The sequence below is a fragment of the Burkholderia sp. E168m15 genome (assembly GCF_016586105.1).
Classification (GTDB): domain Bacteria; phylum Pseudomonadota; class Gammaproteobacteria; order Burkholderiales; family Burkholderiaceae; genus Burkholderia; species Burkholderia orbicola.
Map to the genome: position 1 here is coordinate 14,388 of NZ_BCPO01000060.1, position 24,897 is coordinate 39,284.

The 24,897-nt window shown below is 67.4% G+C and carries 25 protein-coding genes and 2 pseudogenes; 14 read left to right on the forward strand and 13 right to left on the reverse strand.

Annotation, left to right across the window (positions count from 1 at the left end; all coding sequences use genetic code 11):
- The first annotated feature begins 113 nt into the window (after nucleotides 1–113).
- The gene (locus JMF86_RS09605) at nucleotides 114–323 is read left to right on the forward strand and encodes a dodecin (protein WP_006478551.1); all 210 of its coding nucleotides are present in this window, start codon (nucleotides 114–116) and stop codon (nucleotides 321–323) included.
- A gap of 221 nt (nucleotides 324–544) precedes the next feature.
- The gene (locus tag JMF86_RS09610; protein ID WP_006478550.1) at nucleotides 545–1,474 is read left to right on the forward strand and encodes a LysR substrate-binding domain-containing protein; all 930 of its coding nucleotides are present in this window, start codon (nucleotides 545–547) and stop codon (nucleotides 1,472–1,474) included.
- Nucleotides 1,475–1,605: 131 nt separating this feature from the next.
- On the opposite strand, the gene JMF86_RS09615 is transcribed toward JMF86_RS09610, so the two are convergent.
- Nucleotides 1,606–3,018: an 8-oxoguanine deaminase gene (locus tag JMF86_RS09615; RefSeq protein WP_201316968.1), complete on the reverse strand. Its 1,413-nt coding sequence runs from the start codon at nucleotides 3,016–3,018 to the stop codon at nucleotides 1,606–1,608.
- 505 nt (nucleotides 3,019–3,523) lie between these two features.
- Here JMF86_RS09615 and uraH point away from each other — a divergent pair.
- On the forward strand, nucleotides 3,524–3,877 hold the full coding sequence (gene uraH, locus JMF86_RS09620) for a hydroxyisourate hydrolase (protein ID WP_011549584.1): 354 nt from the start codon (nucleotides 3,524–3,526) through the stop codon (nucleotides 3,875–3,877).
- 53 nt (nucleotides 3,878–3,930) lie between these two features.
- Complete coding sequence (locus JMF86_RS09625) at nucleotides 3,931–5,124, forward strand: urate hydroxylase PuuD (RefSeq protein WP_006490217.1); 1,194 nt, start codon at nucleotides 3,931–3,933, stop codon at nucleotides 5,122–5,124.
- Nucleotides 5,125–5,227: 103 nt separating this feature from the next.
- Here JMF86_RS09625 and JMF86_RS09630 read toward each other — a convergent pair whose 3' ends face one another.
- Nucleotides 5,228–5,638, reverse strand: coding sequence for an ACT domain-containing protein (locus JMF86_RS09630; RefSeq protein WP_077179226.1), 411 nt, complete (start codon nucleotides 5,636–5,638; stop codon nucleotides 5,228–5,230).
- A gap of 58 nt (nucleotides 5,639–5,696) precedes the next feature.
- Between JMF86_RS09630 and JMF86_RS09635 the strand changes: the two are divergent.
- A pseudogene (locus tag JMF86_RS09635) lies at nucleotides 5,697–5,909 on the forward strand (LysR family transcriptional regulator); the annotation flags it as partial.
- 80 nt (nucleotides 5,910–5,989) lie between these two features.
- Here JMF86_RS09635 and JMF86_RS09640 read toward each other — a convergent pair.
- The 11 genes from JMF86_RS09640 to JMF86_RS09690 form a co-directional block, all read right to left on the reverse strand.
- Nucleotides 5,990–6,502, reverse strand: coding sequence for an ureidoglycolate lyase (locus JMF86_RS09640; RefSeq protein ID WP_012328723.1), 513 nt, complete (start codon nucleotides 6,500–6,502; stop codon nucleotides 5,990–5,992).
- Nucleotides 6,499–7,512, reverse strand: coding sequence for an allantoicase (alc, locus tag JMF86_RS09645; protein WP_006478544.1), 1,014 nt, complete (start codon nucleotides 7,510–7,512; stop codon nucleotides 6,499–6,501). Before alc ends, JMF86_RS09640 begins: the two co-directional genes overlap by 4 nt.
- A gap of 88 nt (nucleotides 7,513–7,600) precedes the next feature.
- Nucleotides 7,601–8,122, reverse strand: a complete 522-nt coding sequence (gene uraD / locus JMF86_RS09650; protein WP_006478543.1) for a 2-oxo-4-hydroxy-4-carboxy-5-ureidoimidazoline decarboxylase — start codon at nucleotides 8,120–8,122, stop codon at nucleotides 7,601–7,603.
- A complete protein-coding gene (gene puuE / locus JMF86_RS09655) occupies nucleotides 8,119–9,072 on the reverse strand; it encodes an allantoinase PuuE (RefSeq protein WP_011549581.1) in 954 nt (317 codons plus the stop codon). Before puuE ends, uraD begins: the two co-directional genes overlap by 4 nt.
- A 185-nt stretch (nucleotides 9,073–9,257) precedes the next feature.
- Nucleotides 9,258–10,049, reverse strand: coding sequence for an aspartate/glutamate racemase family protein (locus tag JMF86_RS09660; protein WP_011549580.1), 792 nt, complete (start codon nucleotides 10,047–10,049; stop codon nucleotides 9,258–9,260).
- Between the two features lie 10 nt (nucleotides 10,050–10,059).
- Nucleotides 10,060–11,544 (reverse strand): NCS1 family nucleobase:cation symporter-1, encoded by a 1,485-nt coding sequence (locus JMF86_RS09665; RefSeq protein ID WP_201316969.1) that lies wholly within the window; start codon nucleotides 11,542–11,544, stop codon nucleotides 10,060–10,062.
- Between the two features lie 149 nt (nucleotides 11,545–11,693).
- Nucleotides 11,694–12,398 carry a GntR family transcriptional regulator gene (locus JMF86_RS09670; RefSeq protein WP_012328729.1) on the reverse strand — a complete coding sequence of 235 codons (705 nt, stop codon included), beginning with the start codon at nucleotides 12,396–12,398 and terminating at the stop codon, nucleotides 11,694–11,696.
- A 314-nt stretch (nucleotides 12,399–12,712) separates the two neighbouring features.
- Nucleotides 12,713–13,651: a muramoyltetrapeptide carboxypeptidase gene (gene ldcA, locus JMF86_RS09675; RefSeq protein WP_011549577.1), complete on the reverse strand. Its 939-nt coding sequence runs from the start codon at nucleotides 13,649–13,651 to the stop codon at nucleotides 12,713–12,715.
- Nucleotides 13,652–13,754: 103 nt separating this feature from the next.
- Entirely contained in the window at nucleotides 13,755–14,351 is a 597-nt protein-coding gene (gene tadA / locus JMF86_RS09680) for a tRNA adenosine(34) deaminase TadA (protein ID WP_079999381.1), read from the reverse strand.
- Nucleotides 14,348–14,749, reverse strand: a complete 402-nt coding sequence (locus JMF86_RS09685) for a DnaJ family domain-containing protein (protein WP_006478536.1) — start codon at nucleotides 14,747–14,749, stop codon at nucleotides 14,348–14,350. Before JMF86_RS09685 ends, tadA begins: the two co-directional genes overlap by 4 nt.
- A gap of 279 nt (nucleotides 14,750–15,028) precedes the next feature.
- A complete protein-coding gene (locus JMF86_RS09690) occupies nucleotides 15,029–16,258 on the reverse strand; it encodes an MFS transporter (RefSeq protein ID WP_201316970.1) in 1,230 nt (409 codons plus the stop codon).
- Between the two features lie 307 nt (nucleotides 16,259–16,565).
- On the opposite strand from JMF86_RS09690, the gene JMF86_RS09695 reads away from it, so the two are divergent.
- The 9 genes and pseudogenes from JMF86_RS09695 to JMF86_RS09735 all read left to right on the forward strand — a co-directional run bounded on the left by JMF86_RS09695 (nucleotide 16,566) and on the right by JMF86_RS09735 (nucleotide 24,879).
- Nucleotides 16,566–17,336, forward strand: coding sequence for a GntR family transcriptional regulator (locus tag JMF86_RS09695; RefSeq protein WP_201316971.1), 771 nt, complete (start codon nucleotides 16,566–16,568; stop codon nucleotides 17,334–17,336).
- Nucleotides 17,333–19,072: a fumarate reductase/succinate dehydrogenase flavoprotein subunit gene (locus JMF86_RS09700; RefSeq protein WP_011694310.1), complete on the forward strand. Its 1,740-nt coding sequence runs from the start codon at nucleotides 17,333–17,335 to the stop codon at nucleotides 19,070–19,072. Before JMF86_RS09695 ends, JMF86_RS09700 begins: the two co-directional genes overlap by 4 nt.
- 11 nt (nucleotides 19,073–19,083) lie before the next feature.
- A complete protein-coding gene (locus JMF86_RS09705; protein WP_006478532.1) occupies nucleotides 19,084–19,329 on the forward strand; it encodes a ferredoxin family protein in 246 nt (81 codons plus the stop codon).
- Between the two features lie 116 nt (nucleotides 19,330–19,445).
- Nucleotides 19,446–20,871, forward strand: a pseudogene (locus tag JMF86_RS09710) (ABC transporter substrate-binding protein).
- Nucleotides 20,872–20,917: 46 nt separating this feature from the next.
- Nucleotides 20,918–21,793, forward strand: coding sequence for an ABC transporter permease (locus JMF86_RS09715; protein WP_011549572.1), 876 nt, complete (start codon nucleotides 20,918–20,920; stop codon nucleotides 21,791–21,793).
- Nucleotides 21,790–22,578 carry an ABC transporter ATP-binding protein gene (locus tag JMF86_RS09720; protein WP_011549571.1) on the forward strand — a complete coding sequence of 263 codons (789 nt, stop codon included), beginning with the start codon at nucleotides 21,790–21,792 and terminating at the stop codon, nucleotides 22,576–22,578. Before JMF86_RS09715 ends, JMF86_RS09720 begins: the two co-directional genes overlap by 4 nt.
- A 39-nt stretch (nucleotides 22,579–22,617) precedes the next feature.
- The gene (locus JMF86_RS09725; protein WP_054927921.1) at nucleotides 22,618–23,613 is read left to right on the forward strand and encodes a HEAT repeat domain-containing protein; all 996 of its coding nucleotides are present in this window, start codon (nucleotides 22,618–22,620) and stop codon (nucleotides 23,611–23,613) included.
- Nucleotides 23,610–23,888 (forward strand): gamma-butyrobetaine hydroxylase-like domain-containing protein, encoded by a 279-nt coding sequence (locus JMF86_RS09730; RefSeq protein ID WP_011549569.1) that lies wholly within the window; start codon nucleotides 23,610–23,612, stop codon nucleotides 23,886–23,888. Before JMF86_RS09725 ends, JMF86_RS09730 begins: the two co-directional genes overlap by 4 nt.
- The gene (locus JMF86_RS09735; protein WP_333966844.1) at nucleotides 23,842–24,879 is read left to right on the forward strand and encodes an NAD(P)-dependent oxidoreductase; all 1,038 of its coding nucleotides are present in this window, start codon (nucleotides 23,842–23,844) and stop codon (nucleotides 24,877–24,879) included. The genes JMF86_RS09730 and JMF86_RS09735 overlap by 47 nt, the downstream gene beginning before the upstream one ends.
- Nucleotides 24,880–24,897: the final 18 nt, after the last annotated feature.

Below are 24,897 nucleotides of genomic sequence, written 5' to 3' on the forward strand. Positions count from 1 at the left end.
CAAGAAGCCGGGCACGCACGGCGCCGTAGCGGGACCGTAGCGGGACCGTAGCGGGACCGCTTCGGGACCGCGGCTTGCACCGGCAATACAGACCGATATCCCAGGGAGGCATCATGAGCGACCACGTGTACAAGTTGATCGAACTGACCGGTTCGTCGCGGCAATCGAGCGACGACGCGATTCGCAACGCGATCTCGAAAGCCGGCAAGACGCTGCACAACCTGCACTGGTTCCAGGTGACCGAAACGCGCGGCCACATCGAAGGCGATCAGGTCGTGCACTGGCAGGTCACGCTGAAGGTCGGCATGCGCATCGACGACTGACGCGCTCGCCGCCTCACCCGCCGCGCCGCGATCCGGATGCGCGCCCTGCGTGTCCGCGCGGCGCCGCGCGCTTCCGCACTCCACCCCGTTCAGGCCCCTGTCGCAGCCCGGCCGGCGCGTGCCTGCGGGTATCCATCTCTTGACGCTGATTTTCGTTCATATTAAAAACGATATACCCACCCCACCCCTCGATCAGCCCAGCCATATAAACCGGAGATAACATGAGTCAGCAACGCGAGGCGATCGACACGTACCTCTTGCGCGTCTTGCACACCTTGTTGATGGAGCGCAGCGTGACGCGCGCGGCCGTCAAACTGAACCAGTCGCAACCGGCGATCAGCGCCGCGCTGCGGCGCCTGCGCGACATCACCGGCGATCCGCTGCTGGTGCGCGGCAAATCCGGCATGGTGCCGACCGAATACGGGCTGCGCCTGCTCGAGCCCGTGCAGAACGCGCTGCGCGAAATCGAGCGCATCAAGTTCCAGCAGCACAACTTCGACCCGGCCACGTCGATCCGCTGCTACCGGATCGGCTGCCCCGACTACCTGAACGTACTGTTCGTGCCGACCGTCGTCGAGCGCTTTCGCCTGGCCGCGCCGAACGCAACGCTAGAGTTTCATTCGCTCGGCCCCGCATTCGACTACGAGCTCGCGCTGGAAGACGGCAAGCTCGACATCGTCGTCGGCAACTGGCCCGAGCCGCCCGAGCAGTTGCACCTGTCGAACCTGTTCGTCGATGAAATCGTCTGCCTGATGAGCAACACGCACCCGTTCGCGAAACGCGGCGGGCTCACGCTCGACCAGTACCTGAACGCGCCGCATCTCGCGCCGACGCCGTACTCGGTCGGCCAGCGCGGCGCGATCGACGTGCATCTCGCGCGCGAACGGCTCAAGCGCCACGTGGTCGTCACGCTGCCGTACTTCAACCTCGCACCGTACGTGCTCGTGAAGTCGGACCTGATCTTCACGACCACGCGGCTGTTCGCCGATCACTATGCGAAGTTCCTGCCGCTGTCCGTCGTGCCGGCGCCGCTCGACTTCCCGCCGATGCAGTACTACCAGCTGTGGCACGAACGCTGCCATTACTCCGACGAAGTGCGCTGGCTGCGCAGCCTCGTCGCCGAAGCCACCCGCACGTTGATCGAGGCGTAAGCGCATACGGCGCACCACGCGTGCGCCGTTCGCTCAGTTACGCGTGACCACGACGCGTTGCACGACGGGTGGTGGCCACAATGGCCGCGCCCCCGCTGCGCAACGTGCTGCGCGACCTCCCCGCCGACGCGTCAGCGCGACGCTTCCACGAGCGCCTGCGCCAGCGCGTTGTGACGCTCGATCACCGGCGGCAGATCGAGCGTCGCGAGCCGCCCTGCCCGCACCACCACCTTCCCGTTCACCACCGTGTACGCCGTCTGCGACGGTGCGCAGAACACGAGCGCCGCGACCGGATCGTGCAGCGCGCCCGCGAACAGCGGCTGACGCAGGTCGAACGCGGCGAAATCCGCGGCCATGCCGGGCTTCAGCGCGCCGATGTCGTCGCGGTTCAGCACCTTCGCGCCGCCGAGCGTCGCGATCTCGAGCGCTTCGCGCGCGGTCATCGCGTCGGGCCCGAAGCCGACCCGCTGCAGCAGCAGCGCCTGGCGTACCTCGGCCACCATCTGCGCGCCGTCGTTCGACGCGGAACCGTCGACACCCAGCCCGACCGGCACGCCCGCGAGCCGCATCTTCTTCACCGGCGCGATACCGGACGCCAAGCGCATGTTCGAGCACGGGCAATGCGCGACGCCCGTGCCGGTGCGTGCAAACAGGCCGATGCCCGCATCGTCGAGCTGCACGCAGTGCGCGTGCCACACGTCGTGGCCGACCCAGCCGAGATCTTCCGCATATTCGGCGGGCGTCATCCCGAACTTCTCGCGGCTGTACGCGATGTCGTTGACGTTCTCCGCGAGGTGGGTGTGCAGCGACACGCCGTATTCGCGCGCGAGCACGGCCGCGTCGCGCATCAGCTCGCGGCTCACCGAGAACGGCGAGCACGGCGCGACCACCACGCGCAGCATCGCGTAACGGCCTTCGTCATGATAGGTCTCGATCAGGCGCTGCGTGTCGCGCAGGATGTCGGGTTCGCGCTCGACGACCGAGTCGGGCGGCAGCCCGCCGTCGCGCTGGCCGACGCTCATCGCGCCGCGACTCGCGTGAAAGCGCATGCCGATCCGCTGCGCGGCGCCGATGCTGTCGTCGAGCCGGCTGCCGTTCGGGTAGATGTACAGATGATCGCTCGACGTCGTGCAGCCCGATTGCAGCAGCTCGGCCATCGCGGTAAGCGTCGACACCTCGATCATCTCGGGGCTCAGGTGCGCCCAGATCCGGTACAGGTTCGTGAGCCAGCCGAACAGCTCGGCGTTCTGCGCGGCCGGCACCGCGCGCGTGAGGCTCTGGTACATGTGGTGGTGCGTATTCACGAGCCCCGGGATCACGAGGTGCCCGCGCAGGTCGAGCACTTCGTCGGCCGTGTCGGGCAGCTCGGCGCTCGGGCCGACCGCGACGATCCGGTTGTCTTCGATGTAGAGCCCCGCGTCGCGCAGCTCGCGGCGCGTGTCGTCCATGGTCACGAGCACGTCGGCGTGCTTGACCAGCAGGGTTTTCGGGCGGGATGAGGAAGGGTTCGGCGCGCGTGCGCCGGCGTGCTGCTCGAGATTCATGCGTTCTCCGCGTCGGTCTGCCTCCAGGGCTGCCCTGGAAGCGGTCATACAGCCGTTCGAACGCTGAATCGCGGCACGCCCCGGTGCCTGCGTCCGTTCGAACGCCCTGGCCCGGTTACCCGGCGTGCTCGCCGTCTTCGGGGTACGCGCCGGCCACCGGCCGACGCGCACGGCGGCAGGATCGCCCAAGCGCGTGCCGCGCACAATACGCGATCCGGAATACGGCCCTTCAGGGATTCGGTATGGTACGCCGCCCGCCGCCCCACCGGGCGCTCGCAACCGGCGCGCGAAGCCCTTCCGCCCGGCCGTCGACAGCCGCTCATGCGCGGCGCATTATCTTCGATATCGCGCCCGTATTTGCGTGGGGAACCTTTTTACAATGCCTGCACGGCGCTCGCTTCACTCTCGCCGACGGGTATGTAGCCACGTGACGTGGAGCCTCGATCCGCCGCACAGTCATGGATCGAGTCGCCGCCGAACCTCGCATTCACACAAGGAACAACGAATGGGAAAGCTCACTACCCACGTACTCGATACGGCACACGGTCGCCCCGGCGCCGCCATCAAGGTGGACCTCTACGCGCTGGACGGCGAATCGCGCCGCGCGATCAAGACCGTGCTGACCAATAGCGACGGCCGCTGCGACGAACCCCTGCTCGAAGGCGCGGCGCTCGCCGCCGGCGAATACGAACTCGTATTCCATGCCGGCGACTACTTCGCGGCGCTCGGCGTGAAGGTGCCCGAACCCCGCTTCGTCGACCGCGTCGTGCTGCGCTTCGGCATCGCCGACACCGGCTCGCACTACCACGTGCCGCTGCTCGTGTCGCCGTGGTCGTACAGCACCTATCGCGGCAGCTGACAATCGAAGCAGCGCCTGCATCAAGACAAACGATCTGAGTCTGGAGGAGTTTCATGGAAGGCTTCATCACCGACTGGCTGAACCTCGCGCTGCGATGGCTGCACGTCATCGTCGCCATTGCGTGGATCGGCGAGTCGTTCTATTTCGTCGCGCTCGACAACAGCCTGAAACCGCCGACCGACCCGAACCAGCGCAAGCGCGGGGTGTTCGGCGAGCTGTGGCACGTCCACGGCGGCGGTTTCTACAACATGCAGAAGTACACGGTCGCCCCGCCGGAAATGCCCGATGACCTGCACTGGTCGAAGTGGCCGTCGTACACGACGTGGCTGTCGGGCTTCACGCTGTTCTTCGTGCTGTACCTGCTCGCCCCGAACACGTACCTGATCGACAAGAACGTGCTCGACATGGGCCCGGTCGTCGCCGTCGCGTCCGCGCTCGGCTTCCTCGCGGCCGGCTGGATCGTCTACGACTCGCTGTGCCGCATCCTCGGCACCAACGATCGCGTGCTCGGCATCTGCGTCGGCCTCTACGTCGTCGTCGCGGCATACCTCGCGTGCCACATCTTCTCGGGCCGTGCCGCCTACCTGATCGTCGGCGCGATGCTCGCGACGATCATGTCGGCGAACGTGTTCTTCGTGATCATCCCGGGCCAGCGCAAGATGGTCGACAAGATGCTCAAGGGCGAGGAACCGAACCCGATCTACGGCAAGCGCGGCAAGCAGCGCTCGGTGCACAACACGTACTTCACGCTGCCGGTCGTGTTCGCGATGCTGTCGAACCACTATGCGATGACGTACACGAACAAGTTCAACTGGGTCGTGCTCGTGCTGATCATGCTGGCCGGCGCGCTGATTCGCCAGTTCTTCGTGATGCGTCACCGCGGCAAGCAGCTGTGGTACCTGCCGATCGGCGGCGTCGCGCTGCTGTCGGGCGCGCTGGTGTGGACGATGCCGAAGCCGGTCGCCCCGGAAGCGCAAGCGGCCAACGCACCGAAGATCGTGATCAACGACATCATGCCGATCCTGCAGCAGCGCTGCGTCGAGTGCCACTCGGCCAAGCCGACGCTGATGGGCAGCGCGCCCGCGGGCGTGATGTTCGACACGCCGGACGAAGTGTCGAAGAACGCGCAGCGCATCTACGATCAGGCCGTGCGCCTGAAGGCGATGCCGATCGGCAACGTCACGCACATGACCGACGACGAGCGGACGAAACTCGCCGCCTGGTTCGAGGGCGGCGCGGTCAAGTAAGCCGCCCGCCGCGCGCCGGAAGTCATTCGCCGGCGTCATCCTCTCCGTTCGCGGGCCCGGTGACGGGCCCGTTTTTTTGCCTGCGCGGCATGCCCTTCGCGCGCTACCTGCTCATCGCGTCGCGCTGCAGTGCGACGAGTGCATCGCGTGCGCGCGGGCCGTCGTCGAACGGCACGAAGATGTGATCGTGGTACGCGGCGGCCATCACGTTGCAGCTGATGCCGGCTGCACCGAGCGCCCGCGCGAATGCGGCCGTGAGGCCGACGGCCGCGAGATCGGAATGCACGGTCAGCGTGATCCAGGCGGCGCGAAACAGCACCGGCCAGCCGCGACGCGCGGCCGTCTCCTCGTCGACCACGACCGTCAGCCCTTCCGCTTCGCGGAACGTCGCGATCACTTCGGATACCGATACGTCGGCGTCGTGCGGCAGCGAAATGAACGCGAACGCCCCCGGATGCAGTTCGGGCTGCATCGTGCGCAGCAGGACCGCGAGGTCGTTTTCAGGCTGGCTCATCGGAGTATCGCGCCCGGAACCGGACGTCGTGTGGTGGCGATGCGGGCACGATAGCACGCGCGACAGCGGCAAACGGGTGCCGCTGTTCGAGCCGTGGCAACTCGAACCGATGCCGATGTATGCCGCGTTCCCGCCGAACCGGCATGTCAGCGCGACGCTGCGTGTGTTCGTCGACCGGGTCGCCGGGCTGATGGCGCAGCATGCGCCGGTTGCGAATCGACAGCGCGGCGGCCAGGGTTCGCGCGATACGCGCAAGGCCACGTCAACCTGATTCGCAAGAAAACGGCGCGCATAAAAAAACCCGCGCAGGTTGCGCGGGTTTCGACAGGCGGACGACCAGATCATCCTGACTCAGGCCGTCACCGCATCCAGTGCGTCCTCGGTGAGCCACAGCGACTCCTGCAGATCCTGCTCGTTCAGGTTCAGGCCGTCACCACCGCGATCGACGACGATGAAGTCGCTGACACCGCCCAATGCGATCAGCGGGTGATGCCACACGCCCTTCGCGTAATTGACGCCCTGCCAGCCGCTCGTGACGAATGCACGAATCTTCGCCGGATCGAGATCGCCCGCGGGCGCGACGACGACGAGATACGGCTGGTCGTTCAGCGGCACGAACGCCTGGCTGCCGAGCGGATGCCGCTCCAGCATCTTCACTTCGAACGGCAGCGTGCGCGGCTGGCCGCGGAACAGGTTGACGAGCGTGCGGCCGCCTTCATCGGTCACGTCGACTTTCGCGAGATCGTGAAAGCGGATCGTCGTGCCGAGGTTGATCGGGATCTGCTTCGCCCCTGCCGTTTCGATCACGTCGCCGAACGGCGCGAAGGCTTCCTTGGTCAGCGGTTCGATGGCAAGCGTCTTCATTTGTCGAGCGTCCCCCACAGGCGCAGGCGCGACACGCCGCCGTCCGGAATGATGTTCAGTCGCACGTGCGTGACGGGGCCGAGCGACGCGATGTCGTGTTCGAAGTAGTGCTGCTTGTCCATCTGCAGCTTCTGTTCGCCGAGCAGCACCGGCCAGAACATCGACTGCGTGATCAACGAGCTGTCGGTGCCGCCCGACACATAGGCGGCCTGGATCGAGCACCGATCCGGGTAATTGCCCTTGAAGAACGCGGTATCGACTTCGATCTTGCGGATCACGCCCGGTTGCGCGAGCGCGATGATCGCCCAGTCGTTGCCCGGTTCGCGGCGGCGGCGCGTTTCCCAGCCGTCGCCCATGTTCACGCCGCGGCCCGGCAGCAGCAGGTTCGACGCGACGCCGAAGTGCTGGTTGTTCGCGGCCACGACGTAACCGCCGTTTTCCATCGCCGCGAGGTCGAACTGCTCGGTCGCGCTCGCGCCGGCCCAGTCGAGCTGCGGCTGGCCGTACACGCGCAGGCGCGCGATGCCGCCGTCCGGGTAGATGTTCACGCGCAGGTGCGTGAACGAGCGTGCATCGTTCGCTTCGACGTAGTGATGGCTGTTGCCCTGCAGCGTCGTCGACGGCACGATCTCGACCCACTCGGTCGCCTGCGTCGGTGCGCCGTCGGCCACGAACGCGGCCTCGATCGACGCGGCCGGCGGGAAGTTGCCGGTGAAGTGGCTCGTGTCGATGTCGAAGCCCTTGATCACGCCCGGGCGCGCGAGCTTGACGATGCACCAGTCGTAGCCGGTCGTGCGCTTGCGGCGCGTTTCCCAGCCGTCCATCCACTTGCCGTGGTCGTCGTACTTGCCGGGGATGAAGACGGCCGGCTCGGGGTTCAGCATCCGGTCCTTCGGCGCGAAGAAATCGTCGCTGGCCTCGAGCGCCTGCGCACCGAGACGCGGGTCGGCAAGATTCACGTAGCGCCGCGTGAAATCGGGTGCGTTCGGATCGAGAAGCGGAACAGCCATGATGTTTCCTTGTTTCAGTGAGGCGATCGGGCCGCCGCGACGCAGCGGACCGGATTGCGATGTCCGGCGGCCGCGTCGGGCGACGGTGTCAGGCGTCGATCAGGTCGTCGAGGCGAAAGCGCGCGATCCGGTAGATCTGGTCGAGGCTCGCGCGCAGTTCCTCGGCGCGCGAATGATTCACGCGTGACTCGAAGTTCGCGATGATGCCGTGGCGGTCATAGCCGCGCACCGCGAGGATGAACGGGAAGCCGAACTTCTCGCGATACGTGCGGTTCAGCGTCAGCAGCTTGTCGAACTCTTCCTGCGTACACTGGTCGAGGCCCGCGCCGCTTTGCTCGCGGGTCGACTCGGCCGTCAGCTCGCCGCGCACGGCGGCCTTGCCGGCCAGTTCCGGGTGAGCGTTGATCAGTGCGAGCTGGCGCGCTTCGCCGCCGGTTTCCACCGCATTCGACATCGTCTGGTGCAACGCATCGATGCTCGCGAACGGCCGTTGGCCCGCGGCGACCTCGGCCACCCACGGCGAATGTTCGAAGATCCCGGACAGCGCCGCGACGAATGCGCTCGGCGCCATCGTGTTCAGTTGTTCCAACGTGTAGCGCATCGCCTTCATGCTTTCCCTTCGTTTCGATGATTGGGCTGATACGGATGATGTTCACGCCAGTGACGCGCGATATCGACACGGCGCGTCACCCATACGCGATCGTGCTTCTCGATGTGATCGAGGAACCGCTGCAGCCCGCGGAACCGGCCCGGCCGGCCGAGCAGCCGGCAGTGCATGCCGATCGACAGCATCTTCGGCGCCTCGTCGCCCTCCGCGTACAGCACGTCGAACGCATCGCGCAGGTAATCGAAGAAGTGATCGCCGGTATTGAAGCCCTGCGGCGTCGCGAAACGCATGTCGTTCGTGTCGAGCGTATACGGCACGATCAGTTGCGGCGACGTGCGGCCGCCCGATACTTCGACGTCCATCCAGAACGGCAGGTCGTCGCCGTAGTTGTCGGAGTCGTACAGGAAGCCGCCGTATTCGGCGACCAGGCGGTGCGTGTTGGGGCTGTCGCGGCCGGTATACCAGCCGAGCGGGCGCTCGCCCGTCACGCGCTCGATCGCTTCCATCCCGAGGCGCATGTGCTCGGCTTCGAGTTCCGGCGTCATGCTCTGGTAGTGAATCCAGCGCCAGCCGTGGCACGCGATCTCGTGGCCGAGTTCGACGAACGCACGCGCGAGCTCCGGATGACGCTCGATCGCCATGCCGACGCCGAACACCGTCAGCGGCATCCCGCGCTTCTCGAATTCGCGCAGGATGCGCCACACGCCGGCCCGCGACCCGTATTCGTAGATCGATTCCATGCTCATGTGGCGGTCCGGATACGCGGCCGCGCCGACGATTTCGGACAGGAACTGCTCGGAGCCCGGATCGCCGTGCAGCACGCAGTTCTCGCCGCCCTCCTCGTAATTCAGCACGAATTGCACGGCGACGCGGGCGCGCCCCGGCCAGTTCGCCTGCACGGGATGGCGGCCGTAGCCGATCAGGTCGCGGGGATAGTTGGGATCGAGTGGCATGGTTCGAAGTGCGGCGAAAGCAGGCTAAATAAGCGGGCTGAATGAGCGCGCTGAACGAGCGGGCGCGAATAATGGGTTCGCATCGACTGCGCGGTGCCGGAGGCGGCCGCACCAGCCGATGCGATGACGGCCCAGTGTAGCGAAAACGTTCATACGCGCCCATACAGCGGCGCAGATAGTGCGTGTCAGACGGTGTGTATGTGCGGTTGCGGCAAATTCGGCGGAGGTTCCGCCGCCGCCCCGTCCGGCGGGCTGAAGCGGGCGAACGCGCCGTCGTAGCGCTTCGGCAGCGGCCGCGCGTAGTCGCCGCGCTTCGCGGTCGCGAGGCGCAGCGCGACCAGCGCTTCGGCCCATTTGACGGCCGCCGTGACGCCCTCGACCACCGGCGCGCCGATCTGCTGCTCGATCTCGTGCGCGAATTCGGCCATCCCCGCGCAGCCGAGCACGATCGCATCGGCGCCATCCTCGTCGAGCGCGCGCCGGCATTCGTCGACGATGATCCGGCGCGCGGCCGAGCCGGGCCGGTCAAGTTCGAGCACCGCGACGTCGGTCGCGCGCACGTTGCGGCAGAACCGCTTCATCCCGTAGCGCTCCGCGAGGTGCCACGCCATCCCGCAGGTACGCGCGAGCGTCGTGACGACCGAGAAGCCCGGCGCGAGCACGCTCGCCGCATGCATCGCGGCCTCGGCGATGCCGATCACCGGGCCGCGCGCGAGCTCGCGCGCCGCATACAGGCCCGGATCGCCGAAGCACGCGATCACGTACGCGTCGCAGCCGTCGCGCTCGCCCTGCGCGATCTCGGCGAGCAGCCCCGGCGTCGCGAGCGCCTCGTCGTAATACCCTTCGATCGACGGCGGCCCCATCGGCGGGCTCACGGCTACGATCTCGGTGCCGGCGGCCGCGACCTCGCGCGCGCAGCGGCCCATCGCGTCGGTCATCCGCTGCGTCGTATTCGGATTGATCAGTCGGATCTTCATCGCATGCTCCTTACGCCTTCGCGCTCGCGAGCAGCCGGTAGAACACGAAGCCGAGCCCCGCGCCGATGAACCACGAGAAATTCGCGAGGGCCTGCCAGCCCGGCACCATCACGCAGACCACCGCGATCACCGCGGCCGGCAGCAGCGCGGCGAGCGCGCGGCGGTTCACGCCGCCCGTGTACCAATAGGCGCCGATTTCCGACATCGTGTACAGGTCGTCGCGCACGAGGCGGCCACGCTTGACGAGGTAGAAATCGGCGATCAGCACGCCGTACAGCGGGCCGATGAACGCGCCGAGCACGTCGAGCGTGTAGTGGATCACGGCCGGGTTGTTGAACAGGTTCCACGGCGTGATGAAGATCGACGCGACGGCCGCGAGCATCCCGCCTGCGCGCCAGCTGATCAGGCGCGGCGCGACGTTCGAGAAATCGAACGCGGGCGACACGAAGTTCGCGACGATGTTGATGCCGATCGTCGCGATCGTGAACGTCAGCGCGCCGAGGATCACCGCGGTCGGATGGTCGATGCGGCCGACCGTCGCGACCGGGTCGGTGATCAGTTCGCCGAACACCGGCAGCGTCGCGGCGGTGGTGATCACCGTGACGAGCGAGAACGCGAGAAAGTTGACCGGCAGCCCCCAGAAATTGCCGCGCTTCACGTCGCCGAACGAGCGGCAGTAGCGCGAGAAATCGCCGAAGTTCAGCATCGGCCCGGAGAAGTACGACACGACGAGCGACACTGCGGTGATCATCACCGGAATCACTTCCGCGCCGTAATACTTGACGCCGCCGAGGTTGATGCCGATGTTGCGCCAGCCCGCGCGCCACACCATGTAACCGGCCAGGATGAACATCACGACATAGACGGCCGGGCCCGCGAAGTCGATGAACTTCTTGATCGTCTCCATGCCGTTCCAGAACACGAACGCCTGGAGCACCCACAGCAGCATGAAGCCGGCCCAGCCGACCGCCGACAGCCCGAGGAAGCCGTAGCGATGGACGTCCGCATACGGCAGCCATTGCGGGAAGAATTTCAGCACGACGATCACGAGCGCGCTCGACGCGAGATAAGTCTGGATGCCGTACCACGCGATCGCGATCAGCCCGCGGATCACGGCCGGCACGTTCGCGCCGAGCACGCCGAAGGTCGCGCGGCACGCGACCGGGTACGGCACGCCGATCTGCTGGCTCGGCCGCGCGATCAGGTTGCACAGCGCGTTCACGAGGCCGATGCCGACGATCAGCGCGATCAGCACTTGCCAGCTCGTCAGCCCGAGCGCAAACAGACTGCCCGCGAACACGTAGCCGCCGACGCTGTGCACGTCCGACATCCAGAACGCGAAGATGTTGTACGAACCCCATGTCTGATTTTTAAGGGGTGCCAAATCTTCGTTGTACAGACGTTCGCTGTAACCATCCGGCAGTGCCGGACCGCCGCCCTCGCCGCCTTCTTCCGCCGGATAGGCGCTGTCGTGCGCCACACTGAACTGAGCCATGACTTCTCCTTGACGCGGCCGCCAGGCCGCTCCACCGTCATCGATATCGCTCCGGATCATCGCCCGGAGTCGGACCAGCGGCCCGCGGCAAACACCGCAGGCCTGCATTGCGCTCGTCGTGTGGCGCGCGGCCGGGTTCGCGTCGCCGCTCAGGCGCCGCCGAACACTTCGCGCAAATCGACCTGCCCTTGCGCGGGCCGGTCCAGCATCTTCAGTTCGACATGCTGCAGGTGGCGCGCCATCAGCGTGACCGCCTGCTTCGGATCGCCCGCCTCCAGCGCGGCGAGGATCTCGTCGTGGTCGTCGCACGAGCACGGGCTGCGCCCGTGCGATTCGTACAGCGCCGACATCAGCGTCGAGCGTGCGACGAGCCCTTCGAGGCACTCGCTGAGCGTCGCATTGCCCATCAGCGTCGCGAGCGCCGTGTGGAATTCGCCCGACAGCCGGATCCACGCCGCGAAGTCGTGCCGCTCGAACGCCTTGCGCTCCTTGTCGATCAGCGCGGCGACGCCCTTCAGCCGCTTGGCGCCGGGGCCGGTCGCGAGCCGTTCGACCACGGCGAGCTCGATGATCCGGCGCATCTCGAACACCTCGTGCACGTCCTGCAGCGTCGGGCTCGCGACGAACGCGCCGCGGTTCGGCTCGAGGTCGACCAGCTTGTCGGTCGCGAGCTGCGCGAGCGCCTGGCGGATCGTCCCGCGCTTCACGCCGAACACGTCGCAGAGCTGCGCCTCCGTCAGCTTCGCGCCCGGCGCGAGCCGATGCTCGAGGATCGCGGTGCGAATCCGCTCGGCGATCGCTTCGGGGCCGGCTGCACCGGACGGAGTGGAATCGGGCTCGTTCATGATCTGCATCGTGTGATGGTCCTCATCCTAGGGCGGACATAAAGATTGTCAACAATTCTTTTGCGGCATTTCGCACAATCGGCGTGCGCCAGCGTGTTCTCATTCGGTGCAATGCGCACGAAATCCATGCACGGCAAGCCAGACGGGCAAGACGGAGACACTTCTGGACGTATACCCTCCCGGTCATTTTGTTGACAAAAATGGTGCACAACCGGGCGAAAATCGTGTCGACGTCGACGAAAAATATGGACCGTTAGTTGCGCACTTACATAAAGAAAAAGGCGGGGAGCCCCGCCTTTCGATCGATCGCGCCGGCGCCGGCATCAGCCGAGATGCGGATAGTCCGACAGCGTCAGCCGGAACCCGTGCGCGTTCGCGACCAACTGCGCCTGTGCGCCGAACGGCAGCGTCAACAGGTCGGGCACATGGCCGAACTGGAGCCCGGTGACGACCGGAATCCCGACCACCGCGCGCACCTGGTCGATCATCGCCTGCATGTCGTAGCCGTTGTCGTACTCGAACGGCCGCGCGCCGGTGAACTGGCCGAGCACGAGCGCCTGCTGCCGCGCGAGCAGCCCCGACAGGTGCAGTTGATAGATCATCCGCTCGATCCGGAATGGCTGCTCGTTGACGTCTTCGATGAACAGGATGCCGCCCTCGATGTCGGGCATGTACGGCGTGCCGACCAGCGACGTGAGGATCGCGAGGTTGCCGCCCCACAGCGTGCCCGTCACGTTCGCCGTCTGCACCTGCGGTGCATCGGCGACGATCGTCGTGCTGGGCTGCGTCAGCGTCTGCCAGAAATGCTGCATCGTGAAGTCGCTCGGCGTTTCGGCGCCGAAATCCGCCGACAGCATCGGGCCGCCGAACGTCTTGATGCGCGCCTTCGCGTACAGCGCCAGCTGGATCGCCGTGAAATCGCTGTGACCGACGAGCGCGATCGGCTGGTCGCGCAGCCGGCGTTCGAGCCCGCGATAGTCGAGCCCGTGCAGGATGCGCGCGGCGCCGTAGCCGCCGCGCACCGCGAGCGCGATGTCCGGCAGCGGCCGCCCGGGATCGGCGAGGCGGTTCAGGTCGCCTGCCCGTTCGCCGTCGGTGCCGCCGAAACGCTGGAAGCGCCGCTGCGTCGCCTCGATGTTCTCGATGCGCTGCTGCGCGGTGCTCAGGCGCTCGAGCGCGCGGTTGATCGCGTCGGGGTCGTGCGGATAGCCGGACGGCGCCAGCAGGCGGATGGTGTAGGACGCAGCGGGCTGGAAGGACATGGCGAAAGGTATCGGGGTCGTCAAACCTGCTTAGAGGGTCCGAACCGGGTCCGGTTCACGAAAACCGTGCACGCCCGGGACGCCGCGGGCGGCAAGAGGTGGCCTATGACGCGCCGGATTCAGCGTCGCGGGCAAGCCGCGCCTCGCGCAACGCGCGCCGGCGCTCGGCGAAGAACGACTTCAGCGCGGCGCCGCACTCGTCGGCGAGCACGCCGCCGGTCACTTCGGTGTGGTGGTTCAGCTGCGGATTCGCGAATGCGTCGATCACGCTGCCGCACGCGCCCGTCTTCGGGTCGGCCGCGCCATAGACCACCCGCGCGATGCGGGCGTGCATGATCGCGCCAGCGCACATCAGGCATGGCTCGAGCGTCACGTACAGCTCGCAGCCGGGCATCCGGTAATTCTGCAGATGTTGCGCCGCCATGCGCAGCGCGGCCATTTCGGCATGCGCGGACGGGTCGTGCCCGCCGATCGGATGATTGAAGCCGCGGGCGATCACTTCGTCGCCACGCACGAGCACCGCGCCGACCGGCACTTCGCCGGCCGCGCGCGCCTCTTCGGCGGCGGCTTGTGCAAGACGCATGAAATGTAGGTCGCGCGCCGATGCGGACGCGGTTTCTTGAATGGGAGAATCGGCGGCGGGATCAGTGGCCGCGGCGGCTGCCGAGCGAGCTGCGTCGTGCAGCGCGTCGGACGTCACATCGGCCCCGCTTCGGCGGACGCTTCGTCGAGCCCGCGCTCGCACAGGCGTTCCGCGATGCGCCGGCAGTAGTCGCGCGGCATCACCATCGGGCCGCCGCGCAGCGATTCGAGCGCCATGTCGAGCGCGAGGATCTTCGCCTGCAGCCGGCAGCGCGCGGCACGGTCGCTGACCGCCTGCACTTCGTCGTGCAGGTTGCGCAGCGCGCGCAGTTGCTCGACGGCCGGCGGCACGAAGCCCGCGTTCTTCAGGATACGGTTGGCCACCCGCACCTCCTCGGGCACGAGCAGGTCGTCATCCAGCGCCTGCGGCGCGCCGGTACCCGGCAAATCGTCGAACTCGCCCCGCGCGGCGGCGGCGGCAATACGTTGTTCGACCAGGGCGTCAAGCAATCTCATCAGTCAATCGGAACAATGCGGCAGGCCGAATTCTAGCAGGGTGACGCCGGTATGACAGGCCCTTCGAATACATGCTCGATATTGTATTTTTAGGGGCCGAATCGCAGCGCATGCGCGCCGATCGCCGTCACTTGCCGCTCTGCTGCGCCGCAGCAGGCTGAGCGCCGTTCGGACGCCTCCCGACGGAGGTGAGGTCCGGGCCATTTTCTTATCCACGACGATCCAGCAGGCGCCTGCCGACCCGGCAAAAACGCCAGCCGCCCTGCTTCCGTTGCCCGCTTACGCCGTCACCGTTTCCGGCTGCGCCTTCGCGAACGGGCGGAACATCGTCGCGATCAGGAACGCGCCGAGCCCGATCGCGAACGAGCCGAGGTACAGCCAGCCGTAGCTGCCGAACGCATCGACGATCAGCCCGCCGGCGACCGGACCCGCGGCCATCCCGAGGCTGCCGGCCATCGCGCAGCCGCCGATCACGGTGCCCATCATCCGCAGTGGAAAATTCTCGCGCGCGAGCACCGAATACAGCGGCATCACGCCCGCATAGATGAAGCCGAACAGCGTCGCGACCGCGTAGAAGCCGTCGAGCGTGCGCACGAAGTAGTAGCCGAGCGCGCCGAGCGCCTGCGCGAGCAGCCCCGCCACCAGCATGCGCTTCGCGCCGAGGCGATCGCCGAGGACCCCGAACGCGATCCGGCCGCCCATGCCCGCCAGCCCTTCGACGCTGTAGATCGATACCGCGACGATCAGCGGAATCCCGCAGGTCACCGCGTAGCTGACCGTATGGAAGATCGGGCCCGAATGGGTCGCGCAGCAGAAGAAATTGGTCAGCACCAACACCATGAACTGCGGCGAACGCAGCGCATCCGCGACCGACATCGCGGCGGGCGCGCCGGCCGACGCAGGCGCAGGCGCAGGCGCCGCGTGGGCGGATGCAGGATCGAGCGCGGGCGCCCGGCGCACCAGCAGCGACACCGGGATCATCACGACGGCCGCCAGCGCGGCGATCAGCAGCATCGACGTGCGCCAGTCGCGCACCGACACGAGCCAGGCGGCCAGCGGCGCCATCGTCATCGGCGCCATCCCCATGCCGGCCGACACGAGCGATACCGCGAGGCTGCGGTGCGTGTCGAACCAGCCGGTCACGCACGCCATCATCGGCGCGAATATCGCGGCCGTCGCGCTGCCCACGGCCAGGCCGAAGGTCAACTGGAACACGAGCAGCGACGGCGCGCGGCTCGCCAGCGCCAGGCTCGCCGACAACAGCACGGCGCCCGCGATGACGACCGGGCGCGTGCCGACGCGGTCCGACAGGCTGCCCCACGCCATGCTGGCGAACGCCATCGCGATGAAGCCGAGCGTCATCGCCGCGGAAATGCCGGTCATCGACCAGCCCGTATCGCGCGCGATGGACCGCAGGAACACCGGCAACGAGAACATCGCGCCGATCGCGACGCAGCCCATCAGGCCGCCCGCGGCGACGATCACCCAGCGGTATCGGGAATCCGGCATGTGGCATGTCATGTGGCCTCTCCTCGTTGGTTGCACCATTCGCGGAAAACCGGGTGACGAGCGCATGGCGCGGCGCACTGCCCGGTCGATATCGATACGACGGGCGACGCAGCGGGAAATCGACATGCGCGGCGTATGGGCCGCAGATTTTTATTGTCGGCGATTCCATGCGGCTTGCAAGGGTCGGATCATCCGCTCACCCCGCTCCCGCTTTTCCGCAACGGGAAATTCGAAATCACAAATAGTTGGTTGGGGCGCGCAATGACGCTGGCTACACTCGCCCCATCTTGTCATAACAAGTTGACCGATGACCCCACCCAACGTCGTGCCGCTGTCCGCGGCCCCGCTCTACGTGCAGATCAAGGACACGCTGCGCGCGCGCATTCTCGACGGCACCTACGCGCCGCACAGCCGGATGCCGTCCGAGCACGAGCTCTGCGCGATGTTCGACGTTAGCCGCATCACGGTGCGCCAGGCGCTCGGCGACCTGCAGAAGGATGGCCTGCTGTTCAAGCTGCACGGCAAGGGCACGTTCGTGTCGAAGCCGAAGGCGTTCCAGAACGTGACGTCGCTGCAGGGTTTTGCCGAGGCGATGTCGTCGATGGGCTACGAGATCGTCAACCAGTTGCGCAGCCTGCGCACCGTGAAGGCCGATCGCCATCTCGCGACGAAGCTGAACGTGCAGGAAGGCGCGCCGCTCGTCGAGATCCATCGCGTGCGGCTGCTGAACCGCGAACCCGTGTCGCTCGAACAGACTTGGGTGCCCGAAGCGCTCGGCAAGCGCCTCGCGGGCGCCGATCTCGCGACCCGCGACATCTTCCTGATCCTCGAGAACGACTGCGGCATCCCGCTCGGCCATGCCGACGTGTCGATCGACGCGATCCTCGCGGACGACGAAATCGTCGACGCGCTGCACGTCGAGGAAAGCAGCCCCGTGCTGCGCATCGAGCGCCTCACGCACGACGCGTCGGGCGCGCCGATCGACTACGAATACCTCTACTTCCGCGGCGACGCCTTCCAGTACCGGTTGCGCGTCGACCGGCAAAAGGCGCGCAAACCTGCAAGGAGCCCGCGATGAATACCCATGTGCATGAATACGACGTCGTCGTGGTCGGCGGCGGCACGGCCGGCCCGATGGCGGCCATCAAGGCGAAGGAGCGCGATCCGTCGCTGCGCGTGCTGCTGCTCGAGAAGGCCAACGTGAAACGCAGCGGCGCGATCTCGATGGGGATGGACGGCCTGAACAACGCGGTGATCCCCGGTCATGCGACGCCCGAGCAATACACGCGCGAGATCACGATCGCCAACGACGGGATCGTCGACCAGGAAGCCGTGTACGCGTATGCGACGCACAGCTTCACGACGATCGAGCAGCTCGACCGCTGGGGCGTGAAGTTCGAGAAGGACGGCACCGGCGACTACGCGGTGAAGAAGGTCCATCACATGGGCTCGTACGTGCTGCCGATGCCGGAGGGACACGACATCAAGAAGGTGCTGTACCGGCAACTGAAGCGCGCACGCATCGCGATCACGAACCGGATCGTCGCGACGCGCGTGCTGACCGACGCACAAGGCCGCGCGAGCGGCGTGCTCGGTTTCGACTGCCGCACCGCCGACTTCCACGTGATCCGCGCGAAGGCCGTGATCCTCTGCTGCGGCGCGGCCGGCCGCCTCGGCCTGCCGGCATCGGGCTACCTGATGGGCACGTACGAGAACCCGACCAACGCGGGCGACGGCTACGCGATGGCCTATCACGCGGGCGCCGCGCTCGCGAACCTCGAATGCTTCCAGATCAATCCGCTGATCAAAGATTACAACGGCCCGGCGTGCGCGTACGTGACCGGCCCGCTCGGCGGCTTCACCGCGAACGGCAAGGGCGAACGCTTCATCGAATGCGACTACTGGAGCGGCCAGATGATGTGGGAGTTCTACCAGGAACTGCAGAGCGGCAACGGCCCCGTGTTCCTGAAGCTCGACCATCTCGCGGAAGAGACGATCAGGACCATCGAGCAGATCCTGCATACCAACGAACGGCCCAGCCGCGGCCGCTTCCATGCGGGGCGCGGCACCGACTACCGCAGCCAGATGGTCGAGATGCACATCTCCGAGATCGGCTTCTGCAGCGGCCACAGCGCGTCGGGCGTGTACGTGAACGCACGTGCCGAGACGACCGTGCCGGGGCTTTACGCGGCCGGCGACATGGCGGCCGTCCCGCACAACTACATGCTCGGGGCATTCACGTACGGCTGGTTCGCCGGACAAAACGCAGCTGACTACGTGGCCGGCCGCGACCACGCGCCGGTGGACGACCAACAGGTCAACGCCGAGCGCACCCGCGTGCTCGCACCGCTGCTGCGCGAACGCGGGCTGGCGCCGGCGCAGGTCGAGTACAAGCTGCGCCGGATGGTGAACGACTACCTGCAACCGCCGAAGGTGACGCGCAAGATGGAGATCGGGCTACAACGTTTTGACGGAATTATTGAGGATATCGAAGAAATCAAGGCCGACAATCCGCACGAACTGATGCGTGCGGCCGAAGTGCGCGCGATCCGCGATTGCGCCGAAATGGCCGCGCGCGCGTCGCTGTTCCGCACCGAAAGCCGCTGGGGCCTGTACCACCATCGCGTCGATTTTCCGCACCGCAACGACGCCGAATGGTTCTGCCACACGTGGTTGCGCAAGGATGCCGAGGGCGCGATGCGCAGCGAGAAGCGGCCGGTCGAACCGTACGTCGTGCCGCTCGCCGACGACGAACGCGGCGCCTACGCGCAGTTGCGCATCCGCGAACCGGCCGCGCTCGCGGCCGCCCTTTGAGGAACCTTGCCATGTCCCATACCCCGCACGACATCTTCCAGCGCAGCAGCGCGCCCGTGACGATCGACGAGTCGCTGTGCATCGCCGACAAGGGCTGTACCGTGTGTGTCGACGTGTGCCCGCTCGACCTGCTCGCGATCGACGTCACCAAGGGCAAGGCCTACATGCAGTTCGACGAATGCTGGTACTGCATGCCGTGCGAACGCGACTGCCCGACCGGCGCGGTCAAGGTCGACATTCCTTACCTGCTGCGGTGACGCGGCGCGGCGCCCGCCAAGGATCGTGCCGGCCATTTTAACGGTGGAATGCCGCTGTCAAACAGCGGCGCTCCTTTCCTCCCCGTCCTGAAGGACGGGGTTTCTCGGAGCAACTGATGAAAACCACGCTACGGATGTTTCGCCTGCTCGCCGCGTCGATCGCGGTCGCGGCCACCGGTTTTGCACATGCGGAGACAATCCGCGTCGCGATCGGCACACAGGACACGACGATCAACTGCGCGACCGGCGGTCTGCTGATCCGTGAACTGCATCTGCTCGACAAGTACCTGCCGCGCACCGGCAAGTACCAGGACGTGAAATACGACGTGCAGTGGAAGGATTTCACGTCCGGCGCGCCGCTCACCAACGAGATGGTCGCCGGCAAGCTCGACTTCGGCGCGATGGCCCGATTTCCCCGGTGCCTTGAACGGCGCGGCGTTCCGCAAGGCCGGCCGCAAGAGCGTGTTCATCACCGTGCTCGACGGCAGCATCGACGGCAGCGGCAACGGGATCGTCGTCCCGTCGAATTCGACGGTGCACGGGCTGGCCGACCTGAAGGGCAAGACGATCTCGGTGCCGTTCGCATCGACCGCGCACGGCATGCTGCTGCGCGCGATCAAGGCCCAGGGCTGGAACCCCGACACCGACGTGAACATCGTCACGCAGGCGCCCGAAGTGGCCGGCAGCGCGCTGAAGGCGAACAAGATCGACGCGCATGCGGATTTCGTGCCGTTCGCCGACCTGTTCCCGTACCGCGGCATCGCGCGCAAGATCTACGACGGCGCGCAGACCCACGCGCCGACCTTCCACGGCGCACTCGTCGATGCGGACTACGCGCAGCGCTATCCGGAAATCGTCGTGGCCTATCTGCGTGCCGCGATCGAGGCGAACCGCCTGCTCGCGCAGAACCCGGAAAAGTACAGCCTGCTGATCGAGAAGGTCACCGGCATCGAGGCGCCGGTCGACTACCTGTATCACGGGCCGCTCGGCATCCAGACCCGCGACCTGACGTGGAAGCCCGAATACCGGCAAGCGGTCGCGACGGCGATCGATACGCTGAAGCTGCTGAAGAAGACCGACTCCGCGCCCGACCCCGCGACGTTCGTCGACGACCGCTATATCCGCGCGGCGTTCAAGGCGTCCGGGCTCGATTACGACGCGGCGTTGAAACACTACGGCAAGCAGCCGCTCGTCGCGAACGATGCGACGACCGGCAAGCCGATCCGCGATTTCAACGACGTCGCGCAAGTGTGGCTCGCCAACGACGAACCGGTACGCAACTACGCGAGCCCCACCGCCGCGTTCGTGGCGCTCGGCAAGCTCGGCCCTTCCGCGAAGGTGCGGGCGGTGTTCGTGCACGACCATGCGAGCGGCCTGAAGCTGTTCGCCGACCAGGCGTGGTACGTGAAGGACGCGCACGGCGTGCTCACCGCGTTCCTGCTGAAGTCGGGCGCCGACGCGTACGCGCAGCAGGTATCGGGCGCTGTGGTCGACTACGCGGCCGCGAAGACCGTCACCGCGCAGGCGCTCGCCGCCCGCTGAACGTCGCGCGCCTTTCCCCTTCCATTCGTCGACCCCGGACTTCCGCATGGCTGCCACCCTCGACCTCGTCAAACGCCGTCTCGCCGACGCACCGCGCAGCGGTGACACCCGCTCACCGCATTCCGCCGCGCGCCGCCGCTCGACCCCGATGCGCCGCCGCGCATGGCGCATCGCATCGCTCGCCGCCTGCATCGCGCTGTGGCAGGCGGCCGTCCACTGGCGGCTGTCGCTCGGCATCGTCACGTTCGCGAACGTGCCCGCGCCGAGCGACGTCGGCCCCGCGCTGGCAGCGTTCCTGCAATCGCCGAAGCTGCCGATGCACCTGTTCGCGAGCATCACGCGCGTGCTGGCCGGCTTCGTCGCGGCGGCGGTCACCGGCATCGGCCTCGGGCTCGCGATCGGCCGCTATCGCGCGCTCGAGGACACGCTGCTGCCGCCGCTCGAGATGCTGCGGCCGATTCCGGCCGTCGCGTGGATTCCGCTCGCGATCCTGATGTTCCCGTCGTCCGAGCTGAGCATGATGTTCATCACGTTCGTCGGCGCGCTGTTTCCGATCCTGCTCAATACCGTGCATGGCGCCGAAGCCGTCGACCCGCGGCTCGTCGCGACCGCGCGCAGCCTCGGCACGCGCGGCCTCGCGCTCTATGCGGAAGTGATCCTGCCCGGCGCCGCGCCGTCGATCTTCACGGGCCTGTCGATCGGAATGGGTACCGCGTGGTTCTGCCTCGTCACGGCCGAGATGATCGCGGGCCAGTACGGGATCGGCTATTTCACGTGGGAATCCTATACGTTGCAGAACTACCCGGACATCGTGGTCGGCATGGCGCTGATCGGCCTGCTCGGGATGGGCAGCAGCCTGCTCGTCAAGCGTATCGGCGCGGCGCTCACGCCGTGGTACGCACCGCGTGGAGGCCGATCGTGAGTACGCCGGACATTGCGTCGCCCGCGCCCGGCCGCATCGGCGTGCGCGCGCTGACGATCGAACTCGGCCCGCCGCATGCGCGCTTCGCGGCGCTCGATACGCTCGACGTCGACATCGCACCCGGCGAATTCGTCTGCGTGCTCGGGCCGTCCGGCTGCGGGAAATCGACGCTGCTCGGCGCGCTCGCCGGCCACGTCGCGGCCACGCACGGCGAAATCGTCGTCGACGGCGAACGCGTCGACCGCCCGCATCCCGATCGCGGGCTCGTGTTCCAGCAGCACACGCTGTTTCCGTGGAAGCGCGTGATCGACAACGTCGCGTTCGGCCTGAAGATGAAAGGCGTGCCCGCGCGGGAGCGCCGCCGCGAAGCGGCCGAACTGCTCGAGCTCGTCGGGCTCGGCGGCTTCGGCGCGCACTATCCCGCGCAGCTTTCCGGCGGCATGCAGCAGCGTGTCGAGATCGCCCGCGTGCTAATCAACCGGCCGCGTGTGCTGCTGATGGACGAGCCGTTCGGCGCGCTCGACGCGCAGACGCGCCGGATGATGCAGACGCTGCTGCTCGACATCTGGTCGCGCATCGGCACGACCGTGCTGTTCGTCACGCACGACATCGAGGAAGCGCTGTTTCTCGGCGACCGCATCCTGATGCTGTCGCCGCGGCCCGCGCGCATCGTCGCCGATATCCGCGTGCCGCTCGCGCGGCCGCGCACCGACGACAGCACGACCGAGCCCGCGTTCGTCGACATCAAGCGCCGCTGCCTCGCGCTGTTGCGCGATGCCGCCTGAGCGCACGTGCCCGCCCATTCACCGCACCGACTCTTTCCCATGACCGCTTCTTCCTCCGCTTTCCCGCTGCCCGGCGTGCCGGCCGCCGATCATGCCGCGCTCGTCGCGCGCCTCGCCGCAGCCGACGCATCGGTGCGCCGCATCGCGCTGCTCGAACTCGCCGATCTCGAAGCGCCCGAACTCGTGCCGTCGTTCATCGCGGCGCTGCGCGACGACCCGTCGGCCGACGTGCGCAGCGAGGCCGCGCGCGTGCTCGACGCATGGGAGCAGCCCGAGGTCGTCGACGCGCTGTGCCACGCGCTGCTCGATCCGGACAACGGCGTGCGCGCCACCGCCGCGCAAAGCCTGTCCGAACTGAAGGACGCGGCATCGGGCGCCGTGCTGTGCCGCTGGGCCGACCGGTCCGAGCCGTTCGTGCGCGGCGCCGTGCTGCGCGGCTTGCGCGAGTTGCGCGACCCCGACGCGTTCGCGCCCGCGCTGCGCGCGCTCGACGCGAGCGCCGCTGCCGTCCGAGCCGAGGCGGTCGTCGTGCTCGGCTGGCTCAAGGACGGCCGCGCGCTGCCGCCGCTCGCCCGCGTCGCGACCGCGGACGCCGACGCGGACGTGCGGCGCGCCGCGGTCGGCGCAATCGGGTTTGCGGCGGCGGGCGATACCGCCGTCGTCACCGCGTTGCTCGCGGCGCTGCGTGACGCCGAATGGCAGGTGCGCGAAGAAGCGGCTGCCACGCTCGGCAAGCTGCGCATCGCCGCTGCGCGCGACCCGCTCGTCGCCGCGCTCGACGACGACTACTGGCAAGTGCGCGTGCGTGCCGTCCGCGCGCTGGGCCAATTGCGCGATGCGGCCGCGGCGTCGGCCGTCGTCGCGCTGCTCTCGCATACGATCAGCAACCTGCGCAAGGAAGCCGCGCTCGCGCTCGGCGAATTGCGCGACCGGGCGACGCTGCGGGCGCTACACGACGCACTCGACGATCGCGACCCCGAAGTCCGCAAGGCCGTGCGGATCGCGATCGGACAGATCGACGAGGCGTCGCGATGATCGCGCCGACCGAAATCGCACTCGATCACCCGGCACGCGCACTGACGCTACGCTGGCCCGACGGCGCGACGCAACGTATCGGCTATGCGCAGTTGCGCAGCGATTGTCCGTGTGCGGAATGCCGGAGAATCCGCTTCGATGGCGGCCGTATCGACGCCCGCGCCGGCCTGACGCTCGACGGCGTCGAGGCGCTCGGCTACGGCGTGCGCCTTCTGTTCGGCGACGGCCATGCACGCGGCATTTATCCGTGGCCGTACCTGGCGGGGATCGCATAGCGGCGATGGCGCGGCTTCCGCGCTCGCGCGGGTCACATGGCAGAGGCGCGTAAACGCTGCGATACTGACGCCCACGATCGTCGCCACCTACCGTGGGAGCCGCACCATGCAAACCGCAGTCGGATTCATCGGCCTTGGCGTGATGGGCACGCCGATGGCGCTCAATCTCGCGCGGGCCGGCACGCCGCTCGTCGCGTGGAGCCGTTCGCACGGCAGCGACGATGCGCTGCGCGACGCCGGCGCACGCGTGGCCGAAAACGTCGACGACGTCTTCGCGTCCTGCCGCACCGTGATCCTGATGCTCGCGAACGACGCGGCAATCGACGCCGCCCTTGCGCGCGGCTCACCCGGTTTTGCCGCCCGGGTCGGCGGACACACGATCGTCAACATGGGCACGAATGCGCCCGAATACTCTCGCGCACTCGCCGACGAAATCGCCGCCGCATCGGGCCGCTACGTCGAGGCGCCCGTGTCGGGCTCGCGCAAGCCGGCCGAAGCCGGTCAACTCGTCGTGATGCTGGCCGGCGCGCCGGAGGACGTCGACGCCGTACGCGCGCTGGTGAAGCCGCTGTGCCGCGACAGCTTCGTATGCGGCGACGTGCCGTCGGCGCTGACGATGAAGCTCGCCGTCAACCTGTTCCTGATCACGATGGTCACCGGTCTCACCGAAGCCACGCACTTCGCGCAACGCCACGGTATCGACCTTGCACGCTTCGCCGACGTGCTGAATGCCGGCCCGATGGCCAGCGACGTGTCGCGCGTGAAGCTCGGCAAGCTCGTCGCGGAAGATTTCTCGGTGCAGGCCGCGATCACCGACGTGCTGAAGAATGCGCGCCTCGTCGCCGAATCGGCACGCAGCATCGGCATCGCGTCGCCGCTGCTCGACATCTGCCATGCACTGTACGGTGAAACCGAGCGAGCCGGACATGGGGCGGCCGACATGGTCGCCGTGATTCGTGCGATCGAACAGCGTACCGGAGACGCGCGATGAGCCGCGTGCACGTAGTAC